This is a genomic window from Streptomyces albiflavescens (assembly GCF_014645835.1).
Classification (GTDB): Bacteria; Actinomycetota; Actinomycetes; order Streptomycetales; family Streptomycetaceae; genus Streptomyces; species Streptomyces albiflavescens.
Map to the genome: position 1 here is coordinate 271,474 of NZ_BMMM01000002.1, position 16,622 is coordinate 288,095.

General features: G+C 72.1%; 13 protein-coding genes, 1 tRNA gene and 1 pseudogene. 6 read left to right on the top strand and 9 right to left on the bottom strand.

Annotated elements, in window-relative coordinates; translation table 11 throughout:
• Positions 1–31 precede the first annotated feature (31 nt).
• The 3 genes from IEY95_RS06200 (at position 32) to IEY95_RS06210 (ending at position 2,842) form a co-directional block, all read left to right on the top strand.
• Positions 32–811 (top strand): maleate cis-trans isomerase family protein, encoded by a 780-nt coding sequence (locus IEY95_RS06200; protein ID WP_189184853.1) that lies wholly within the window; start codon positions 32–34, stop codon positions 809–811.
• Positions 808–1,539, top strand: coding sequence for a maleate cis-trans isomerase family protein (locus IEY95_RS06205; RefSeq protein ID WP_189184854.1), 732 nt, complete (start codon positions 808–810; stop codon positions 1,537–1,539). Before IEY95_RS06200 ends, IEY95_RS06205 begins: the two co-directional genes overlap by 4 nt.
• A 211-nt stretch (positions 1,540–1,750) precedes the next feature.
• Positions 1,751–2,842, top strand: coding sequence for an LLM class flavin-dependent oxidoreductase (locus IEY95_RS06210; protein WP_189184855.1), 1,092 nt, complete (start codon positions 1,751–1,753; stop codon positions 2,840–2,842).
• A 118-nt stretch (positions 2,843–2,960) separates the two neighbouring features.
• Here IEY95_RS06210 and IEY95_RS06215 read toward each other — a convergent pair whose 3' ends face one another.
• A complete protein-coding gene (locus IEY95_RS06215; protein ID WP_189184856.1) occupies positions 2,961–4,880 on the bottom strand; it encodes a putative bifunctional diguanylate cyclase/phosphodiesterase in 1,920 nt (639 codons plus the stop codon).
• Positions 4,881–5,234: 354 nt separating this feature from the next.
• Here IEY95_RS06215 and IEY95_RS06220 point away from each other — a divergent pair, with 354 nt between their 5' ends.
• Entirely contained in the window at positions 5,235–6,887 is a 1,653-nt protein-coding gene (locus IEY95_RS06220; protein ID WP_373294450.1) for a M6 family metalloprotease domain-containing protein, read from the top strand.
• 138 nt (positions 6,888–7,025) lie between these two features.
• Here the strand turns inward: IEY95_RS06220 and IEY95_RS06225 are convergent.
• Positions 7,026–7,099: transfer RNA gene (locus IEY95_RS06225), tRNA-Lys, on the bottom strand.
• On the bottom strand, positions 7,090–7,779 hold the full coding sequence (locus tag IEY95_RS06230; protein ID WP_189184858.1) for a bifunctional DNA primase/polymerase: 690 nt from the start codon (positions 7,777–7,779) through the stop codon (positions 7,090–7,092). Before IEY95_RS06230 ends, IEY95_RS06225 begins: the two co-directional genes overlap by 10 nt.
• Before the next feature lie 237 nt (positions 7,780–8,016).
• On the opposite strand from IEY95_RS06230, the pseudogene IEY95_RS06235 reads away from it, so the two are divergent.
• Positions 8,017–8,160 (top strand): annotated as a pseudogene (locus tag IEY95_RS06235) (MerR family transcriptional regulator); the annotation flags it as partial.
• Positions 8,161–8,252: 92 nt separating this feature from the next.
• On the opposite strand, the gene IEY95_RS06240 reads toward IEY95_RS06235, so the two are convergent.
• From IEY95_RS06240 to IEY95_RS06260, 5 genes are all read right to left on the bottom strand, one after another.
• Positions 8,253–8,630, bottom strand: a complete 378-nt coding sequence (locus IEY95_RS06240; RefSeq protein WP_189184859.1) for a DUF8844 domain-containing protein — start codon at positions 8,628–8,630, stop codon at positions 8,253–8,255.
• A 142-nt stretch (positions 8,631–8,772) separates the two neighbouring features.
• A complete protein-coding gene (locus IEY95_RS06245; RefSeq protein ID WP_229702620.1) occupies positions 8,773–10,143 on the bottom strand; it encodes an AAA domain-containing protein in 1,371 nt (456 codons plus the stop codon).
• A complete protein-coding gene (locus IEY95_RS06250) occupies positions 10,140–11,744 on the bottom strand; it encodes an amino acid adenylation domain-containing protein (RefSeq protein ID WP_189184860.1) in 1,605 nt (534 codons plus the stop codon). The genes IEY95_RS06245 and IEY95_RS06250 overlap by 4 nt, the downstream gene beginning before the upstream one ends.
• Positions 11,735–12,916 (bottom strand): hypothetical protein, encoded by a 1,182-nt coding sequence (locus IEY95_RS06255; RefSeq protein WP_189185410.1) that lies wholly within the window; start codon positions 12,914–12,916, stop codon positions 11,735–11,737. Before IEY95_RS06255 ends, IEY95_RS06250 begins: the two co-directional genes overlap by 10 nt.
• Complete coding sequence (locus IEY95_RS06260) at positions 12,867–13,871, bottom strand: phosphatase PAP2 family protein (protein WP_189184861.1); 1,005 nt, start codon at positions 13,869–13,871, stop codon at positions 12,867–12,869. Before IEY95_RS06260 ends, IEY95_RS06255 begins: the two co-directional genes overlap by 50 nt.
• A 239-nt stretch (positions 13,872–14,110) precedes the next feature.
• On the opposite strand from IEY95_RS06260, the gene IEY95_RS06265 reads away from it, so the two are divergent.
• Positions 14,111–14,707, top strand: a complete 597-nt coding sequence (locus IEY95_RS06265; RefSeq protein ID WP_189184862.1) for a histidine phosphatase family protein — start codon at positions 14,111–14,113, stop codon at positions 14,705–14,707.
• A 106-nt stretch (positions 14,708–14,813) separates the two neighbouring features.
• On the opposite strand, the gene IEY95_RS06270 is transcribed toward IEY95_RS06265, so the two are convergent.
• On the bottom strand, positions 14,814–16,370 hold the full coding sequence (locus IEY95_RS06270; protein WP_189184863.1) for an NsdA family TPR-like regulatory protein: 1,557 nt from the start codon (positions 16,368–16,370) through the stop codon (positions 14,814–14,816).
• Between the last annotated feature and the right edge of the window lie 252 nt (positions 16,371–16,622).

Genomic DNA, 16,622 nt, shown 5'->3' on the forward strand with positions numbered 1-16,622 from the left:
CCCGTTTCTGTTCGTGAGGCAGGTGCCTGCCATGGATGTCTCCTTTCTGGGTGGCCCTCGCCCGCAGCGCGGCATCGGCGTCGTCGCCCCCTTCGACTTCGCCCTCGACCGGGAGCTGTGGCGCTGGGTGCCGGACGACGTCTCCCTGCACCTCACCCGCACCCCGTTCGTGCCGGTCGAGGTGAGCCTGGACCTGGCCCGCCTGGTCTCCGAACACGAGACGCTCGGCGACGCGGTGCGCGCCCTGAACGCGGTCGCGCCCGAGGTCGTCGCGTACGCCTGCACCTCCGGCAGCTTTGTGGGAGGGGTGGCCGGGGAGCGCGCGATGTGCGAGGCGATGACGCGGGCGGGCGGGGTCGACGCGGTCACCACGTCCGGCGCCCTCCTCGCCGCGCTGGAGGAGCTGGGTGCCCGCCGCATCGCGCTGGTGACCCCGTACACGGTCTCGGTGACCCAGTCCCTGGAGGAGTACGTGGCCGAGGCGGGCATCGCGGTGTCGGGCCGTGCCTTCATGGGCCTGACCAGGCACATCTGGAAGGTTCCCTATCGCGATGTGGTGGAGATGGCCCACCGGGCGGTACGGGGTGAGGTGGACGCCCTGTTCATCAGCTGTACCAACCTTCCGACGTACGACGTCATCCCCCAGCTGGAGGCGGAACTGCGCATCCCGGTTCTCTCGGCCAACCAGGTGACGATGTGGGCTGCGCTGCGTCAGCTGGGTACCCGGGCCGTGGGTCCCTACCAGGCTCTGCTCGACGAGTCCGCTCGTCGGGGGCCCGTACTGCCGGAAGAACAGGAAGGTTGGGCATGACCGCACTCGGATTCCTCTACCCCGGTCACTCGGGCGAGGACGACTACCCGCGCATGGAGCAGTTGCTCGGCAGCGACATCCGGCTTCCCCTCGTCCACACGGAGATCGGCGAGGACGCGCACCGGGTGGACGCGCTCCTCGAGATGGGCTCGGCGGCCCGGCTCGCGGCGGGCGTGGAGGAGCTGCGCCTCTCCGGTGCCGAAGCGATCGTGTGGGCCTGCACCAGCGGCAGCTTCGTGTACGGCTGGCAGGGCGCCCATGAGCAGGTCCGCGCCCTCGCCCGGGCCGCGGGGCTGCCCGCCTCCTCCACGTCCTTCGCCTTCGCGCACGCGGTGCCGGAGATCGGTGCCCGGCGGGTCGCGGTCGCGGCGACCTATCCGGAGGATGTGGCCGCGCTCTTCGCCGCGTTTCTGAAGGACGCGGGGGTGGAGGTGGTCGCCGTGCGCGGCGCCGGTGTCATCACCGCCGTGGAGGTCGCCACCTGGGGGGTCGAGCAGGTCCTCGCCCTCGCCCGTGAGGCCGACCACCCCGACGCGGACGCGATCCTCCTCCCCGACACGGCCCTCCATACGGCATCCCACATCCCGGCCCTGGAGGCCGCTCTCGGCAAACCGGTCCTCACCGCGAACCAGGTCACCGTCTGGGAGGGCCTGCGCCTGGCGGACCGCCGGGTGAACGCCCCCGAGCTCGGCACGCTGTTCACGAGGGAGCCGATCGTGCAGGTGTGAGGGTGGTTCTTCGCGCCCCTTTAAGGGGCGCGGGGAACTGCGCGATCTTTTAGGGGGGTCTGGGGGCGCAGCCCCCAGTACGGGACGGGAAGGGGCGGAGGGGGCGAAACAACCCCCCAACCCCCACGCCGCGCCCCACCCGGGAATAAGCGGAGACCGCCTCCTGTTCGTACCCGGCGGACAACTACGCGCACGCATCAGGAGGCACCCGGTGGACGAGACGGACGAGATCCGAGGCACGGCGACGGGCACCGCCCCCGTACCCCTGTCGGTCCTGGACCTGGTCACCGTCGGAGCGGGCCGCACCGCGACCGACGCCCTGGGCACCAGCGTCAAGCTCTCCCGCCTCGCGGAGTCCCGCGGCTTCCACCGCTACTGGGTCGCCGAACATCACTCGATGCCGGGCGTGGCATCGTCCTCGCCCGCAGTGATCCTGGCCCACCTGGCCGCCCACACGACCCGCATCCGCCTCGGCTCGGGCGGCGTCATGCTCCCGAACCACGCCCCCCTGGTCATCGCGGAGCAGTTCGGCACACTGGAGGCGATGGCCCCGGGCCGTGTCGACCTGGGCCTCGGCCGAGCCCCGGGCACGGACGGCGCGACCGCGGCGGCCCTCCGCCGCACCGACCGGCTCGACGAAGGCGGCGACGACTTCCCCCAGCAACTCGCGGAGCTCACCCGCTTCCTGGACGACGACTTCCCCGACGGCCACCCCTACGCCCGCATCCACGCGGTGCCCGGCCCCGTCCAGTCGACGTCCCCCGGCGGCGTGCAGTCTCCGCACCGTCCTCCGATCTGGCTCCTTGGCTCCTCCGGCTTCAGCGCCCGCCTCGCCGGAGTCCTGGGCCTCCCCTTCGCCTTCGCCCACCACTTCTCGGCCCAGAACACGATCCCGGCGCTGGACCTCTACCGCGAGTCCTTCCAGCCGTCAGCGGTGCTGTCCTCCCCCTACGCCCTGATTGGCGTCTCCGCCCTCGCCACGGACGACGAGAAGGAGGCCCGCCGCCAGGTCATGGCCGCCGCCCTGAACATGGTCCGCCTGCGCACCGGCCGCCCGGGTCTGGTCCCGACGCCCGAGGAGGCGGAGGCATACGAATTCAGCCCCATGGAGCGGGAGTTCATCACCAGCTGGAACGCCAATGTCATTCACGGCACCGCCGACGAGGTCCGCTCCGGCCTCGACGACCTGCAAAAGCGCACCGGCGCCGACGAATTGATGATCACGGGCAACGCCCACGGCGGTGATGTACGCCTGCGCTCGTACGAACTCATCGCGGACGCGTACGGGTTGCCGAAGCCCTAGTAGCCGAGGCTTGAGGGGTCTCAGGCCTGAGCGGGTGTCTCAGGCCTGAGCGGGTTTCCGGCCTGCGGGAGGGGCGAGCGGTTCTCAGGCCTGAGCGGGTTTCCGGCCTGAGTAGGTCTCAGGCCTGACGGCAGTCGATCGCCGTCAATAGTGCGGAGATACGATCCGGCGCCACCGGCCGCGAGTACAGCCAGCCCTGGCCTGTGTCGCAGCCGATGCCGCGCAGCCGGGAGGCCTGCGAGGCGGTCTCCACGCACTCGGCGGTGACCGTCAGGCCCAGCCGGTGGGCGAGTTGGATGAGGGCCTCGACGATGACCTCGTCGGCGGGATTGGGATGAGCCCCCGTGTCCTCGTACTGGAAGCCCCGTACGAAGGAGCCGTCCAGTTTCAGGACGGAGACCGGGAGACGGCTGAGGTAGGCGAGGTTCGAGTAGCCGGTGCCGAAGTCGTCGATGGCGATGCGGACGCCCATGTCGCTGAGGGCCTGGAGGGCCTGGAGGGGGCGGCCGGCCGAGCCCATCACCGCCGACTCCGTCAGCTCCAGCTGGAGCAGGTGCGGGGCGAGGCCGGTCTCCGCGAGGATGTCCGCCACATCGGCGACCAGGTCGGAGTCCCAGACCTGGCGCACCGCCACGTTCACGCTGACGAAGATCGGCGGCGCGTCCGGGTGGTCCAGCTGCCAGCGGCGGGCCTGGCGGCAGGCGGTGGCGAGCACCCAGCGGCCGAGCTGCACGATCGAACCGTCTTCCTCGGCCAATCCGATGAACCGATTCGGCGTCAGCGTTCCGAACTGCGGGTGGTGCCAGCGGACCAGGGCTTCGACGCCGCGCACGCCGCCGTCCTCCATGCCCACCAACGGCTGGTACTCCAGGGCGAATTCGCCGCGCTCGACGGCCGCGCGGAGGGTGGAGGACAGTGCCTGGCGGGTCATCCGGTGGGCGTTGCGCTCCGGGTCGAAGAGGGTCCAGCGGCCTTTGCCGTCGGCCTTCGCCCAGTACAGCGTGGTGTCCGCGGCCTGCATCAGACCGGTCGCGCTGGTCCCGGCGGCGCGCCGTTCGACGACTCCGATCGACGCGGAGAGCGAGAGCCGCTGACCCGAGAGGTCGAACGGCGCCTGGAGCGCCTTGAGAACGGATTCGGCAAGGTCGGCCAACTGGTCCGTGCCCGTGGAGTCCTCGACGAGGAGCGCGAACTCGTCGCCGCCCAGTCTCGCCACCAGGGGAGTGGCCGCTCTCGCGTAACCCGCTTCGTCGGCGCAGCGCGTCAGACGTTCGGCGACGGCCGCGAGCAGCCGGTCCCCGACGCGGTGGCCGAGCGTATCGTTGACGGCTTTGAACCCGTCGAGGTCCAGGTAACAGAGCCCGATCCGGCCGGTGCCGCCCTCCTCGTACACCTCCGCCTCCAGGGCGGCCGAGAGGCGCTCGAAGAACAGGGTGCGGTTGGGCAGCCGGGTCACCGGGTCGTGCATCTGCAAGTGGCGCAGCCGCGCCTGGAGTTCGCGCCGGGCGCTGATGTCGGCGACGGACAGCAGCACGGCCTGCTCCTGCGGAGGCAGCGGCGAGACCGTCACCTGGACCCAGAGGGAGTGCCCGTCGGGGTGCTTGAGGCGCCTGGTGCAGCGCAGCCGGGCCTGCCGCCCGCGCAGCACCTCGCGGTAGGAGTGCCAGGTGCGGGCGTCGGACGCCAGGTCCACGAGATCGGCGGCGATCCGCCCGGTGAGGGCGTCCGCGCCGCCACCGAGCAGGGTGCCCAGCGACTCGTTGGCGGTGACGACCAGGCCCTCGCGGTCGACGACAGCCATGGCGAGGGGCGCGGTGGCGAAGACGGCCCGGAAGGTACGGGGTGACGTTCCGTCGGGCACGGGCGTGTCGGGGGGCGTCCCGGTAGGGGCGTACGGGTCAGGAGGTGACCCGGGGGCGACAGATGCGCCGGGAGGCGGCCCGGCGGACATACGAGGAGATGCGCCGATGTGACGCTCTGTGACGGCCGGCCGGACGAGGTCTGCCGCGGGCGCCGGCCCTTCGGACGTTCCGCTCACCGCTCGCTCCCGCAGTGCACTCGTTCTTCGTATGGGTCTCTCGGGGTGGTCGGCCGGTGCTGGACGGCCGAACAAGCCGTGTCCGTGCAGGAAAGTGTGCCGATCATAGAGGGTGGCCTCGGGGAGTTGCAGCCACTGTCCAGTGTCCCGGAACAACTGCCGGTTCTGACAGATCGTTTCTGCCTCCATCTGGGCGGGTTCCTTCCCTGGCCGATCGCATGTGACGTTCCGTGAGTGTTCGGGGTGTCGGCCTCGTCCGGCCCCTCACCCTTCTGGTGCAGGCAAACAGGGCAAAGTAATACAAACTCACCCAGGCTGGGTGCGGTGTCCCGAAGTCCGCATCCGGAGGTCGACGTGCCGCGTCCGCTCCCCCTGGGAGGCCTCACCCGTGAGGCCCTGCAGGGTTTCACCCGTGAGGCCCTGCGGGGCCTCGCCCGTGACGGGACGCCACGCTGGCGCAGCACCGCGGCCGTGTTCACCTCGATGACCGCGCTCGCCGCGACCTCGCTGATGCCGGGCCCCGCGCTCGCCGAACCCCGCTCGGCCCCCTGCGCCCTGGAACGGACCGAGGCGCACCACTCGGAGGGCGTCGACACCTGGAACGCCACCTATGTGCGCCCCACCCACCCGCTCGACGCGGTGATGGTCTTCCTGTCCTTCCCGGACTCCACGCCCCGGACCACGCCCGCCGAACTGACCACCGACTACTTCCCGGCCACCAGCGACTTCTTCGAGCGCGCCTCGTACGGCAAGTTCACGGTGCGTCCGCATCCCCTGCCCGCCTGGATCCGGATGCCGCACACGTCCAAGTCGTACGCCATACAGCGTGACTGGAACTCCGAGCACCGCGCCGCCTATCTGCGCGACGCCCTCGCCGCGGCCGACCGGCAGGTCGACTTCTCGCGCTACGACATCGTCTACTTCGTGGCCGACCCGGACGCGCCGGGCGTCGACTCGGACGCCACGAAGGTCGTCAACCTCGACACGCCCCTGCAGGCCGACGGCAAGGACATCAGCCGCGTCGTCACGGTCTTCGAGAAGCACCCTCCGGACCGCCTCGTCCTCGCCCACGAGACCGGCCATGTCTTCGACCTGCCCGACCTCTACCACCGTCCCACCGGCGGCAAGGGTGACTGGGACACCTACGTCGGCGACTGGGACCTCATGGGTAGCCAGTTCGGCCTCGCGCCCGACCTGTTCGGCTGGCACAAGTGGAAGCTGGGCTGGCTGGAATCGCACCAGGTGGCATGTGTGCGGGGCACCGGCAGTACGTTGCTGACACTGGAGCCGCTGGGGGCGGAGCCGGCGACGGTGGGGGCGGCCGGGGTCGGGGCGTCCGGTTCGTCCTGGGTCCTGGGGGGCGCCGGGGCTGCGTCGTCCGGTGCTTCCGGGGTCCCGGGCGTTTCCCGGGTCCCGGGTTCGTCGGGGGCATGGGGTCCACCTGGGCCCTTGGCTTCGTCCGGGTCTTCGGGGCCGCCCGGCCTCTCGGGGACGCTCGGCTCCTTGGCTTCGTCTGGCTCCTCGGGGACGCTCGGCTCCTTGGCTTCGTCTGGCTCCTCGGGGACGCTCGGGTCCTTGGCTTCGTCCGGGTCCTTGGCTTCGTCCGGGTCCTTGGTGCTGCCGAGGGTGTCGGGTGCGCCCGGTGTGGCGGGGGCGGGGGCCTTCGGTTCCGGTCGGGGCACCAAGCTGGCGGTGATTCCGACCGGCGCCAACAGCGCACTCGCCCTCGAAGCGCGCGGCTCGGCGGGCAACGACGGCAACACGTGCACGCAGGGTGTCCTCGTCTACCGCGTCCGCAGCGACACCGAGTCGGGCGGCGGCCCGATCGAGGTCCTCGACGCACACCCCCGCACCGAGTCCTGCTGGGAGGACTCGGTCTACCCGCCACTCGCGGACGCCCCGGTGGCGCTCGGGGAGACCTACACCGTGCCGGGCGAGAAGGTCCGGATCGAGGTCGAGGACCGGACGGTTTCGGGGGCGTGGACGGTGAAGATCACGACGGGGTGAGCCGGCCCTCGCGACTCCGGTCGGGCCGACCTCGCGGGGGTGTGGGCGGGGCCCGCACAGCGTGGGGCACAGCCGCGCGAAAACAACGATGGCGAGGCCGGTTCGCGTTTCCGCGAACATGCCTCGCCATCGCTAGCGTGCGCCGCCAGGGACTCGAACCCCGGACCCGCTGATTAAGAGTCAGCTGCTCTAACCAACTGAGCTAGCGGCGCCTGCTGACGTCGTAGACCTTAGCACCCTGATCGGCGGGAGGAAAAATCGATATCCGCACCGCGGCGGAGGCTGCCACGCGGGCCGCCCGGACGGCCGCCCAGAGCAGGATCTCGGGGCCGGGAAGCCAGGGATGCCGGGTGTCGGGGGCGACGAGCCAGCGGGATTCCAGGCGGTCGGCGGCGCTCGTTCCGGCGCCGTCGACGCTCAGTGCGGGGACGGTGACCGCGTCCCCCGTGCCGTGGCAGAGCAGCGGCGGCACCGCGCCGCACCGCCCCACGTGAGCGGCGTCCTCCTGGCCCTCGGCGCGGCGGGAACCCCAGTCCTCCCACTCCAGGAGTGAGGGCAGCCGCTGAGCCGTACCGGGCGCGGCGAACAGCAGCATCCGCCCGCGGTACGCCGCCACCGGGCCGGAGCCGGGCCCGTCGTCCCACAACCGGTCGAGCATCCGCCGCCCGAAGATCGCCGGAGCGTTGACGACGTCGAAGGTGCTGCCACAGGGCAGGACGACCGGGGCGCTCGGCCGTTCCGCCCACAGGGCGAGCGTGCTGCGCGGATATGTTCCTGCCGAGGCGAGCCAGGCGGCGCCCTCGGAGGTGACGCCCGCGATGTCGAAACGGTCGGGCAGCGGTGCGCCGGGGCCGTGGGGGGAGGCGCTTGCCGGGTTCCGTGTGCTGCTCATGCCGATTACATCTACCGGCGGTAAGCGTCCCGTCGCGAAGGGTTGCCGGAAATCGGGACAGGAGGGGGTGAGGGGGAGTATCTTGCCCCGCTGGCATATGCCAGCGAACCTTGTGGCGCCTTGGCGGGCACGGCGGAGTTCAGCCGGCGACGGGTGCCCCCCTCGGCCCCGAATGAGCCGTCGGCTCCCCGGTCCGCTCCGGATGGCCCGTCGGCTTCACGGTCGGCACCAGATGGCGCCGACGGCGGTCCCTCCGCGATCGCCACGCCCCGGCTGGTCGCCGACCTCGCCGCCGAGCGCGACCGCATCGACCGCACGATCGCGGATCTGGTGCGGTCGCGAGAGGTACTGGACGAGGTGATCGACGCGGCGACGGGGTGACGAGGGCTTTACGCGCTTCCGGGCCGCGCCCCGTCAGGGGCGCAGAGGCGGCGGGGTGAAAGCCCGGGCGGGCACCCCCAGGTCAGGTGAGGTCAGGCGAGATCAGTCACGCCATGCCCATGCTCGCTTTCCTCCACCCCACGCAACAGGTCCCGTCCGAATTCCACCATCTTCTTCGCGTAATCCTCGGTCCACTCGGCCCGCTCACCGATGGCTGCCGGCGTCAGCCGGTCAAACCGCCGAGGATCGGCAAGCTGCGCCGCGGCGATCGCCTGGAACTCGACAGCTCGGTCCGCCGCAGCGCGAAACGCATTCGTCAGCTCCGTGGCCCGGTCCAACAGCGCACGCGGATCATCGATCGACTCCAGATCGAAGAAATGCTCCGGATCCCCGGCGGCTTCCGCGGGCTCGAAGAGCAGGGGCGCGGGGCGTAGCCGCGGTTCGTTCCGACGCGGCGTGGGCTCCGCCATGTCTTCTCCTCCTCGTACGGTTCAGCGACCCACCCTCCTCGTGGGTGGGCCACCCTCTATTGTCCCCCGCCCACGCAAGTGGGACCGGGGGACGGGACCGGGCAGGGATCCACAGGGCCCACCGGGGATGGATCCCCAGGATCTATGGCCGCCAAGCCACCCGATGCTCCCCCAGATGGGACAGCACCGCGTGATTCGCCTCCCACCCGTCAGGAAACTTCACCGTGACCCCCAGCTGCACGGGCTCCGTCGACGGATGGTCGTCCAGCAGCTCCGTCACCCCCGCCCGGCACACCACGATGCACGCGTGCCGGTGCCGGGAGGCGAGTACGCACAGCCGACCGGTCTCCAGATGGAACGCGGTCGCGTCCGGCCGTCCCGACAGCGGATGCAGCACAACCGTCACATCGAACTCCCGCCCTTGAAGCCGGTTCGCCGTGTCGACGGTGACGTCCGTGACACCGAGGTCGGCCAGCGCGGCCCGTACGGCCGCGGCCTGGTCCCGGTGTGCCGTGCCGACGGCGATCCGGTCGGCCGTCAGCGGCACCGGATCGTCCGCCCGCTCCGACGTGGCCGCGCCGCCCCGGTCCAGCAGCCGGCGTACGACCTGGGCCACGGCCCGCACCGCCTCGGGGTCCGTACGAGGCGTGTGCCGGGCCGGCAGCTCCAGCAGCCCCCAACCAGCCTCCGCCGCCTCGTCGATGACCCGGTCGGGGCCCGAACCGTCCGACGGTACGGCGAAGTTCAGCCGCCGGTCCTCGTGCCCCGTCCCGCTGCGGAACGGCGTGTACGGATAGAACGCGTCCGAGACCAGCGGTGCCGCCGTAGCGGGCAGCCGCCACGACACCGGCAGACGATGCTGCGGCAGCTCCGGATTGTGCGCGAGCAGCGTCGTCACCGCGGACGCCGACGGGTCGTACGACAGCCCCGCCCACTGCTCGGAACCCACGATCGCGAACGGGTCCAACTGCCCGGGGTCGCCCACGAACAGTGCCCGTTCGAAGAGCCCGGCCACGGCGAGCAGGGCGTCCGACCGCATCTGGTACGCCTCGTCGACGATCGCGTGCCGCCACGGCTCGACGCCCTTGACGTGAGCCCACTTGGCCGCGGTCGAGATGACGATGTCGAGGCCCGCCAGGTCGGCCGCCTTGGTGGACTTGCGCACGTTCTCCAGGCTGTCGAGCGCCTTGTCGTACGGGTCGGAGTCACTGCTGTGCAGCCGCCCGACCGGCAGTTCGGGATCCTTCTCGGCGAGCCGCAGTACCAGGTCGTCGACCTGGGCGTTGGTCTGTGCGATGACCATCAACGGGCGCCCCGCGGCGGCCAGTTCCAGCGCCGCGCGTACGACGAGGGTCGACTTGCCGGCGCCGGGCGGGGAGTCGACCACGACCCCGCGGTGCGAGCCGTGCAGCGTGTCGCGCAGGATCGCCTCGGTGGCACGGGTGGCTTCGGCGCCGGGATCGAACGGGGCGGCGGGTTTCACGGGGACGTCCTCTTCGGTCGCGTGGCTCACAGGACGTCCTCCTCGGTCACCGGGTCGGCGTCCGGAACGGTCGTCTCACCCGGCGGCCCCCCATGCGTCCACGGTGTCTCCTCCGGGTCGGGCAGCTTCGCGCCGCCCCGCTGCTCGTGCTCGAAGAGCGTGAAGCAGACGAGGTCCCCCTTCTCCGGCACGGACCCGGCCTCGGGCTCCTTGCCGCGGCCCATCTTGTCGACGATCCGCAGCACCACGGCGGCACCCCCGGAATCCTCGAACCCGTCGTATCCCACGAACTCCGCGGCCTGCGGCTTTCCTCCCGACGACCGGTACACCTTGGCCCGTTCCCCCAGATGCGGCCGGTCCTCCGTGCGGACCGTCACCAGGGGGCGCGGGCTGGGGCGCTTGCCCTCGCTGTACGCCATCACGACATCCGTGACCTCGCCCGCGAACGCCTCTCCGGCGAGCCGCCGCCCGGCCATGACGAGCGGGTCGTCCAGGGCCTCCTGGGCCTCCAAGCGGGCCTGTTCGCGCTCGCGCGTGGCGAGCTTGTTCGCCGCGGTGACCGCGTCGTCGCGGCGTGGCTGCGGGGGCTCGCCCGCGGTGACCCGGTCCCGGTGGCCGGTGAACGACCAGCGGTCGCGGGTCCAGCGGTCGGCGGCGTGCGTGCCCTCGGGGAGCGCGCGCAGCAGGTCCAGTCCGCGCCACACCGCGTCCCAGGTGGGCCGGGTGACGCTCTCGACGAGGGCCCGGATCTCCCGCTCGGCGGCGGTGAGCGCGCCGAGCCGGTCGTCCGCCTCGACACCGTCCTCGGCGGCGGCGAGTGCCGTACGCGCACGGTCGTAGCGCTCGATGGCGGGTGCCAGCAGTGTGTTGTCGAAGGCGGGGTCTGTGGCGGGTCCCGCGGGCGGGCAGACGAGCTGACCCCGGGCGTCCCGCCGAAGCTCGGCCCGCAGCGCGGCCTCCGCGCCCGACTCGCCCTCCGGTGGGTCGATCCAGGCGAGCAGCGCGCCCAGGTGCTGGTCCTCCAGGCTGCTCTGTCCGGTGGCCCAGTGCCGGGGCAGCACGTCGGTGAGGGCGAGGAGGAGGGAGGAACCCGGCACCCGGGCCCGCTCCCCGTAGTGCGTCAGCCACCGCCCGAGCAACGGCACCCGGGGCGGCGCCGGATGGGGCGTCTCGGGATCCTGCTCGGCGGTACGCCTGAAACGCATGGAACGCCCGAGCAACCGTACGAACTCGATGCCGGCCCGGCTGGGCACGATCAACTGCGGAGCGTCCGCGCACAGTTCGACCTCGACCTTGACCCGCTTCCCGGACTCCGGATCGGTCTCGTTGCGCTCGGCCGCCTCGACCACGTCCGCGTACGCGTCGATGTACGGCAGCACGACGTCGGCGAGCTCCGCGAGAAACGCGAACCGCAGATCCCGGTCCCGGGGCTGCGGCACGACGAGCAGCCGGGGCGCGTCCCGCTCGGTCCCGACGAGCGCTCCGAGCGGAGCCCCTGCCTCACCGGCGGTGATCAGCGGCACGAACACCAGTGGCCGCTCGGTGAGATGGCGGTGCCGCACGGTCGCGGTGGCCTGGGCCACCCCGCTCTCGACGGCCTCCAGCCGGGCGAGCGTGGCGATCAGCGACATACGACCCCCTCCCGCGCTGCCGATGCCCGGGCTCCCAGCGCCTCGGCCCGCAGCCTCGCCGCTCTCCTCAGTGCCGCGACCGCCGGGTCGTCCGGATCCCCGGCCTCGCCGTGGGCCGCCGCCAGCACGTCCCCCACCGTCGTCAGCCCGCCCAGCTCCGCGCGCAGTGAGCGCCCCAGGGACGTCACCGCGCCGTCGGCGCGGGAGCGATCACGGCAGTGGAAGGCCAGTTCGCAGGCGGAGAGGCACTCGGGGGCGTAGGTCGCCGGGACGGATTCGACGGCGGTCGTCAGGTCGGCGGCGGGCAGGTCGGGGGAGAAGCAGGTGCCCTCGGGGAGGGCGGCGGCGATGTCCTCGACGCGGGTGAGGCGGGCGAGCTGGCGGCGGGTGACCGCGCGCTGCTTGCGGATGTCGACGGCGGACGCGGTCGGCAGGTTGGAGAAGTCCTTGGGGCAGACCAGGAGGACCCGGTGGCGGACCTCGGGGACGGCGGCGCCGTCTTGGGCGCTGCGCCCCTCCGGCTCCGCGCCGAGGCGCGCGCCGACCTCCTCCAGGGCGAGGACGTACACCGCGGACTGGCGCGCGGCCGCGCCCACCTTCGCCGGGTCCGCCGAACCGTCCAGCATCGGGAAGGACTTGATCTCGACGACGGTCCAGCCGCCGTCGGGGTGCACGACCACGGCGTCCGGCTCCAGGAAAGCGGGGGAGCCCGCGACGTCGAGCGCGAGCATGGGGTGGTCGAGCAGCGTCCAGACGCCGGCCGCGGTGGCCTCGCGCAGCGCCAGCGCCGTACGGGCCGCGCGTCCCTCGGGGCCGACGGCGCTCAGGTCGGGGACCACACCGGCCGTGGGCGGCTCGGCGCCGGGGTCCAGCCTCTCGTGCACGAGCCGCAGCAGCTCCGCGCCGCCGTCGGCCTTGACCCGTGCCTCGAACGCGTTGCCCCGCATGAAGGCGAACTGCGACTGTCCGAAGGCGGACGGCGATCCCAGCGCGCTCGCCAGCTTCGCCTTGTCCACGCCCGCGCCGTCCAGGAGGGCGCGCCGTTCACACCCGGGGTTCGCGGCGAGCGCCGCGAGGGCGCGCGCGTCGAGCGCCTTGGGTGGTACCGCAGGGCCGCGCAGCTCAGCGAGCTGCTGCCGGAGTGCCGTCCCCCGCGTCCGTGGGAGAGGCACCCGGCTCCGCCGCTCCTGGCCCGGTTCGGGACTCGCGTTGTCGGGGAATTCGCTCACCCGTCGAAGTCTGGCACCCCGCACTGACAATTGAGGAACCTGCACCGCGCGGGGCATCCGAGACCCTCGGGATGCGGTCGCCCAGCAGTGTCCTGAGCCGGTCCGCGAGCCGCATCACGAACGGGGTGAGCAGCAGCCCGACGCCCATCACACAGGCACCCGCGACGGCGTCGAGGAAGTAGTGGTTCGCCGTGCCCATCACGACGATCGTGGTGAGCAGCGGATACGCGACACCCGCGACCTTGGCGGCAGGCGTGCGGCCGTACCGCCACAACATCACTCCGCACCACAGCGCCCAGCCCACGTGCAGGCTCGGCATCGCCGCGTACTGGTTCGTCATGCCGCCCAGACCCCGTGGCGCGCTCGCCTCGCCGGCCCACCAGCCGTACGAGCTGTACTGCGCCATCGTGTCGACGAAGCCGTGGCCGGGGGAGAGCAGCCGGGGCGGGCAGGTCGGCAGCAGCGTGAAGCCGATCAGGCCGATGAACGTGGACGTCATCAGCCAGGTGCGGGCCGCGCGGTAGCGCACGGTCCGGGAGCGGAAGAGCCAGATCAGGATGGCGGGCGTCACCAAGTAGTGCAGGGACGCGTACCAGAAGTCGGCGGGCACGCCCAGCCAGGCCTCGCGGGTGAACAGCCGGTTCAGCGGGTGCTCGGCGTTGAGGCGGAAGACCTTCTCGATGCGCAGGATCTCCAGGCCGTGGTGGACGGCGCTGGAGGTGTCGCCCCGGGCGAGCAGCCGGCCCGCCGAGTACGACGCGTAGACCAGCAGGATCAGCGGCAGCTCGGTCCACCAGCGGAGCCGGGCGTGCGGAGCCGCGGAGTTGCGCAGGTCCGTCCACCGGCGAAGCCGGGCGCGAGGTGCCGCCTCGGCGCGCGGTGCATCGGTCTGCGGCATCCGATCGCCCTCCCCCATCTGCTTGCGGTGACCCGCCGCTCTGCTCAGTCTGCCGAGGACGATCCGTGGCCACATGCGATTTTACGGTGTAGTGATCGCCCTGAAGGGGGCGCCCCCGGTCCTCATAGACGCGGAGATCGCCCGGCGGGTTGCTCGATGTCCCGGTGAGCGATGATGGAGTGACCCACTTCGCATTCGCGCCCGTGGACCCGACTCCGGCTCCGGAAAGGCAACTCTTCATGGAACCGCGCATCCTGCTGGCCCGGCACGGACAGACGGAATGGTCGCTGTCCGGCAAGCACACCGGCAGGACCGACGTCCCGCTCCTTGAGGAGGGCCGCCGCGGCGCCAAGCTGCTGGGGGAGCGGTTGCACCGGGCACCCTTCGACGGCCTCCCGGGTTTCGAGGTGCGCACCAGTCCGCTGGCACGCGCGCGTGAGACGTGCGAACTCGCCGGGTTCGGGGAGCGCGCGACCACCTGGGACACGCTCATGGAGTGGGACTACGGCGCGTACGAGGGCATGACCCCGGCCGAGATCCAGGGGGTACGGCCGGGCTGGTTCATCTGGCGCGACGGCGTCCCCGAGGGGGAGACCCTGGAGCAGGTCTCCGCGCGCGCGGACGAGGTCGTCGCCTGGGCCCGTGCCGCCGACCGTGACGTCCTGGTCTTCGCCCACGGGCACATCCTGCGCTCCATAGGGGCCCGCTGGCTCGGCCTTCCCCTCGACTTCGCGGCCCGCATCCGGCTCAATCCGACCTCGCTGTCGGTGCTGGGGTGGGCCTACGGGGAGCCCGCGATCGAGACGTGGAACGACTGCGGGCATTTGATGGGGTAGCACCTCCGGTGCGGGACTTCGCTGTCACGGCACCGGCCTGGGTGGGTCCCCGGGCCGGACCCCCATCGTCCCTGGCGGCACGCATCCCCACAGCTGCCCACGGCGCTCACGCCGTGCGCGGCATGCTCGCGTGGCGTTCCAGGAAGGTCGAGACGCCCGACGCCCTGCGGTGGGGGAGCAGGACGCGGGCCGTTCCCGCCAGCATGGTCTGGATCCGGGAGGACTGGACCTCGCCCAGGAGGTCCAGGACGCGCAGGCCGGCGAGGGCGGCCTCGTCGGGGCGGCCGCCGCGGGCCAGGTCGTCGGCGAGTTCGGCGGTGTAGAGGGCGATGTTGCGGGTGAAGTGCGGGTCCTGGAGTTCGGCGGCGCGGCGCGCGTGGCGGGCCGCGCGGGGCCAGTCGCCCAGCATCGACCAGCACTGCGCCTCCAGGCCCTCCAGCTCGGCCTCACCGTAGAAGGTCATCCACTCGGGATCCGTCTGCGAAGGGCCCCGTTCGTAGAGTGCCTGCGCTCGCGCCAGTGCCTGTTCGCACCCAGCGCGGTCGGCGAGCCCCGCCCAGCCGCCCGCCTCGCGCAGCGCGAGCAGGGAGAGCAGACGCGGGGAGCCGAGGGGGCGCGCGGCGCGCTGTGCCGCCTGCGCCGCGCGCACGGCCTCGCGCGGGCGTCCCGCGTCGCGCGCCAGGAACGCCGTATTGCAGAAGGCGTGCGCCTCCAGGCCCGGGTCGCCCGACATCCGGGCGGTCGCGAGGGCCTCCGCGTAGTGCGAGCGAGCGTCGTCGAAGCGCCCGGAGTCGTGCGCCAACCAACCTACCGAGATGGCCAGTTCGCCCGCCCCGGCGTACAGCCGGTCGGCGGTCGACTGCCGGGTGGTGCCCGCGTCGAGCAGCGCGTAGGCCGTCCGCAGCGGTGCCGCCGCGCGCCGGTAGAGGCCGTCGGCCCCGTGCCGGTCGTCGAGCAGCCGGATCTTGCGTACGGCCTCTTCGAGGGCGCCCGCCTCGGACGTGCCCGCCCGGTGGACGCGCCGTTCCGCGGCCGCGGCGGTCGAACTCAAGGCGACCGCGAAGGGCCCCAGTGAGGCCGCCATGGTGGCGGTGCCTCCGGTCATGAATGCGCGACGTTGCACGTCGCTCTCCTCGTGGTTCTGATCGTGGTCCTCGTACGGGTCGTACGTGTCGTACGGGTCATGCGGGTCGTACGGGATCTGGGTGTGGTGCGGGTCGTGCGGGAAGTGGATGTGGTGCAGGTCGTGCGGGATCTGGAGGTGCTGCGGGTCCGGCGTCTCATACGTCGCGTACGCCCCCTCCGTCTCATGCGAGGCGTGCGAGAGGCTCGTGGAGTGCGGAGGGGGCGCCTCGTCCATGTCGCGCGCCCCGCGCCCGCGTACCGACGAGCGGGGCGCGAAACCCAGGTCGGTCAACGTGCGGCCGGGGAACATGTGCAGGAACACCCGCTCGTACGCGTAGTTGGGACAGCGGATCTCGCCCGCCTCGACGCGCCCGATGTAGCGCGCGTCGCAGCTGACCCGCTCGCCGATCTCGCGCGCGGCCCGCCGCACCGCCGCGGCGAACTCGCCCGGCGAGCGCTGTCCGCGCAGCCGCCGGAAGGCGAGATTCGGCCGCGGTGGCCGGGGGGACTGGGACGAGGTCACCGTTGACGACGCCATGGCCGGGCCCTCTCTTGCGAACCGTCGAACCATGCCGGATCCAACGCGAGTTACCCGGGTTGTGCCCTGTGGGTGCCCTGCTTCCGGCGGGGCAAGAACGTACCTGCTGTGACGACGCCGCCACGTTGGGTTTGGCTACAAACCGGATATCTCATCCACGATCTGCCATGAACTGCCATCCTTTGCGGCGGTGTTCCGCCGTAGCCGTTGACGTCCTGGCGCGTTGAACTCTGCGGACCGGGAGCCGCCCGA

Coding starts and splice junctions, on each gene's coding strand:
- IEY95_RS06240 (WP_189184859.1), bottom strand. CDS start 8,630: ATGGCGGAGCCCACGCCGCGTCGGAACGAACCGCGGCTACGCCCCGCG.
- IEY95_RS06200 (WP_189184853.1), top strand. CDS start 32: ATGGATGTCTCCTTTCTGGGTGGCCCTCGCCCGCAGCGCGGCATCGGC.
- IEY95_RS06205 (WP_189184854.1), top strand. CDS start 808: ATGACCGCACTCGGATTCCTCTACCCCGGTCACTCGGGCGAGGACGAC.
- IEY95_RS06250 (WP_189184860.1), bottom strand. CDS start 11,744: ATGTCGCTGATCGCCACGCTCGCCCGGCTGGAGGCCGTCGAGAGCGGG.
- IEY95_RS06265 (WP_189184862.1), top strand. CDS start 14,111: ATGGAACCGCGCATCCTGCTGGCCCGGCACGGACAGACGGAATGGTCG.
- IEY95_RS06270 (WP_189184863.1), bottom strand. CDS start 16,370: ATGGCGTCGTCAACGGTGACCTCGTCCCAGTCCCCCCGGCCACCGCGG.
- IEY95_RS06230 (WP_189184858.1), bottom strand. CDS start 7,779: ATGAGCAGCACACGGAACCCGGCAAGCGCCTCCCCCCACGGCCCCGGC.
- IEY95_RS06260 (WP_189184861.1), bottom strand. CDS start 13,871: ATGCCGCAGACCGATGCACCGCGCGCCGAGGCGGCACCTCGCGCCCGG.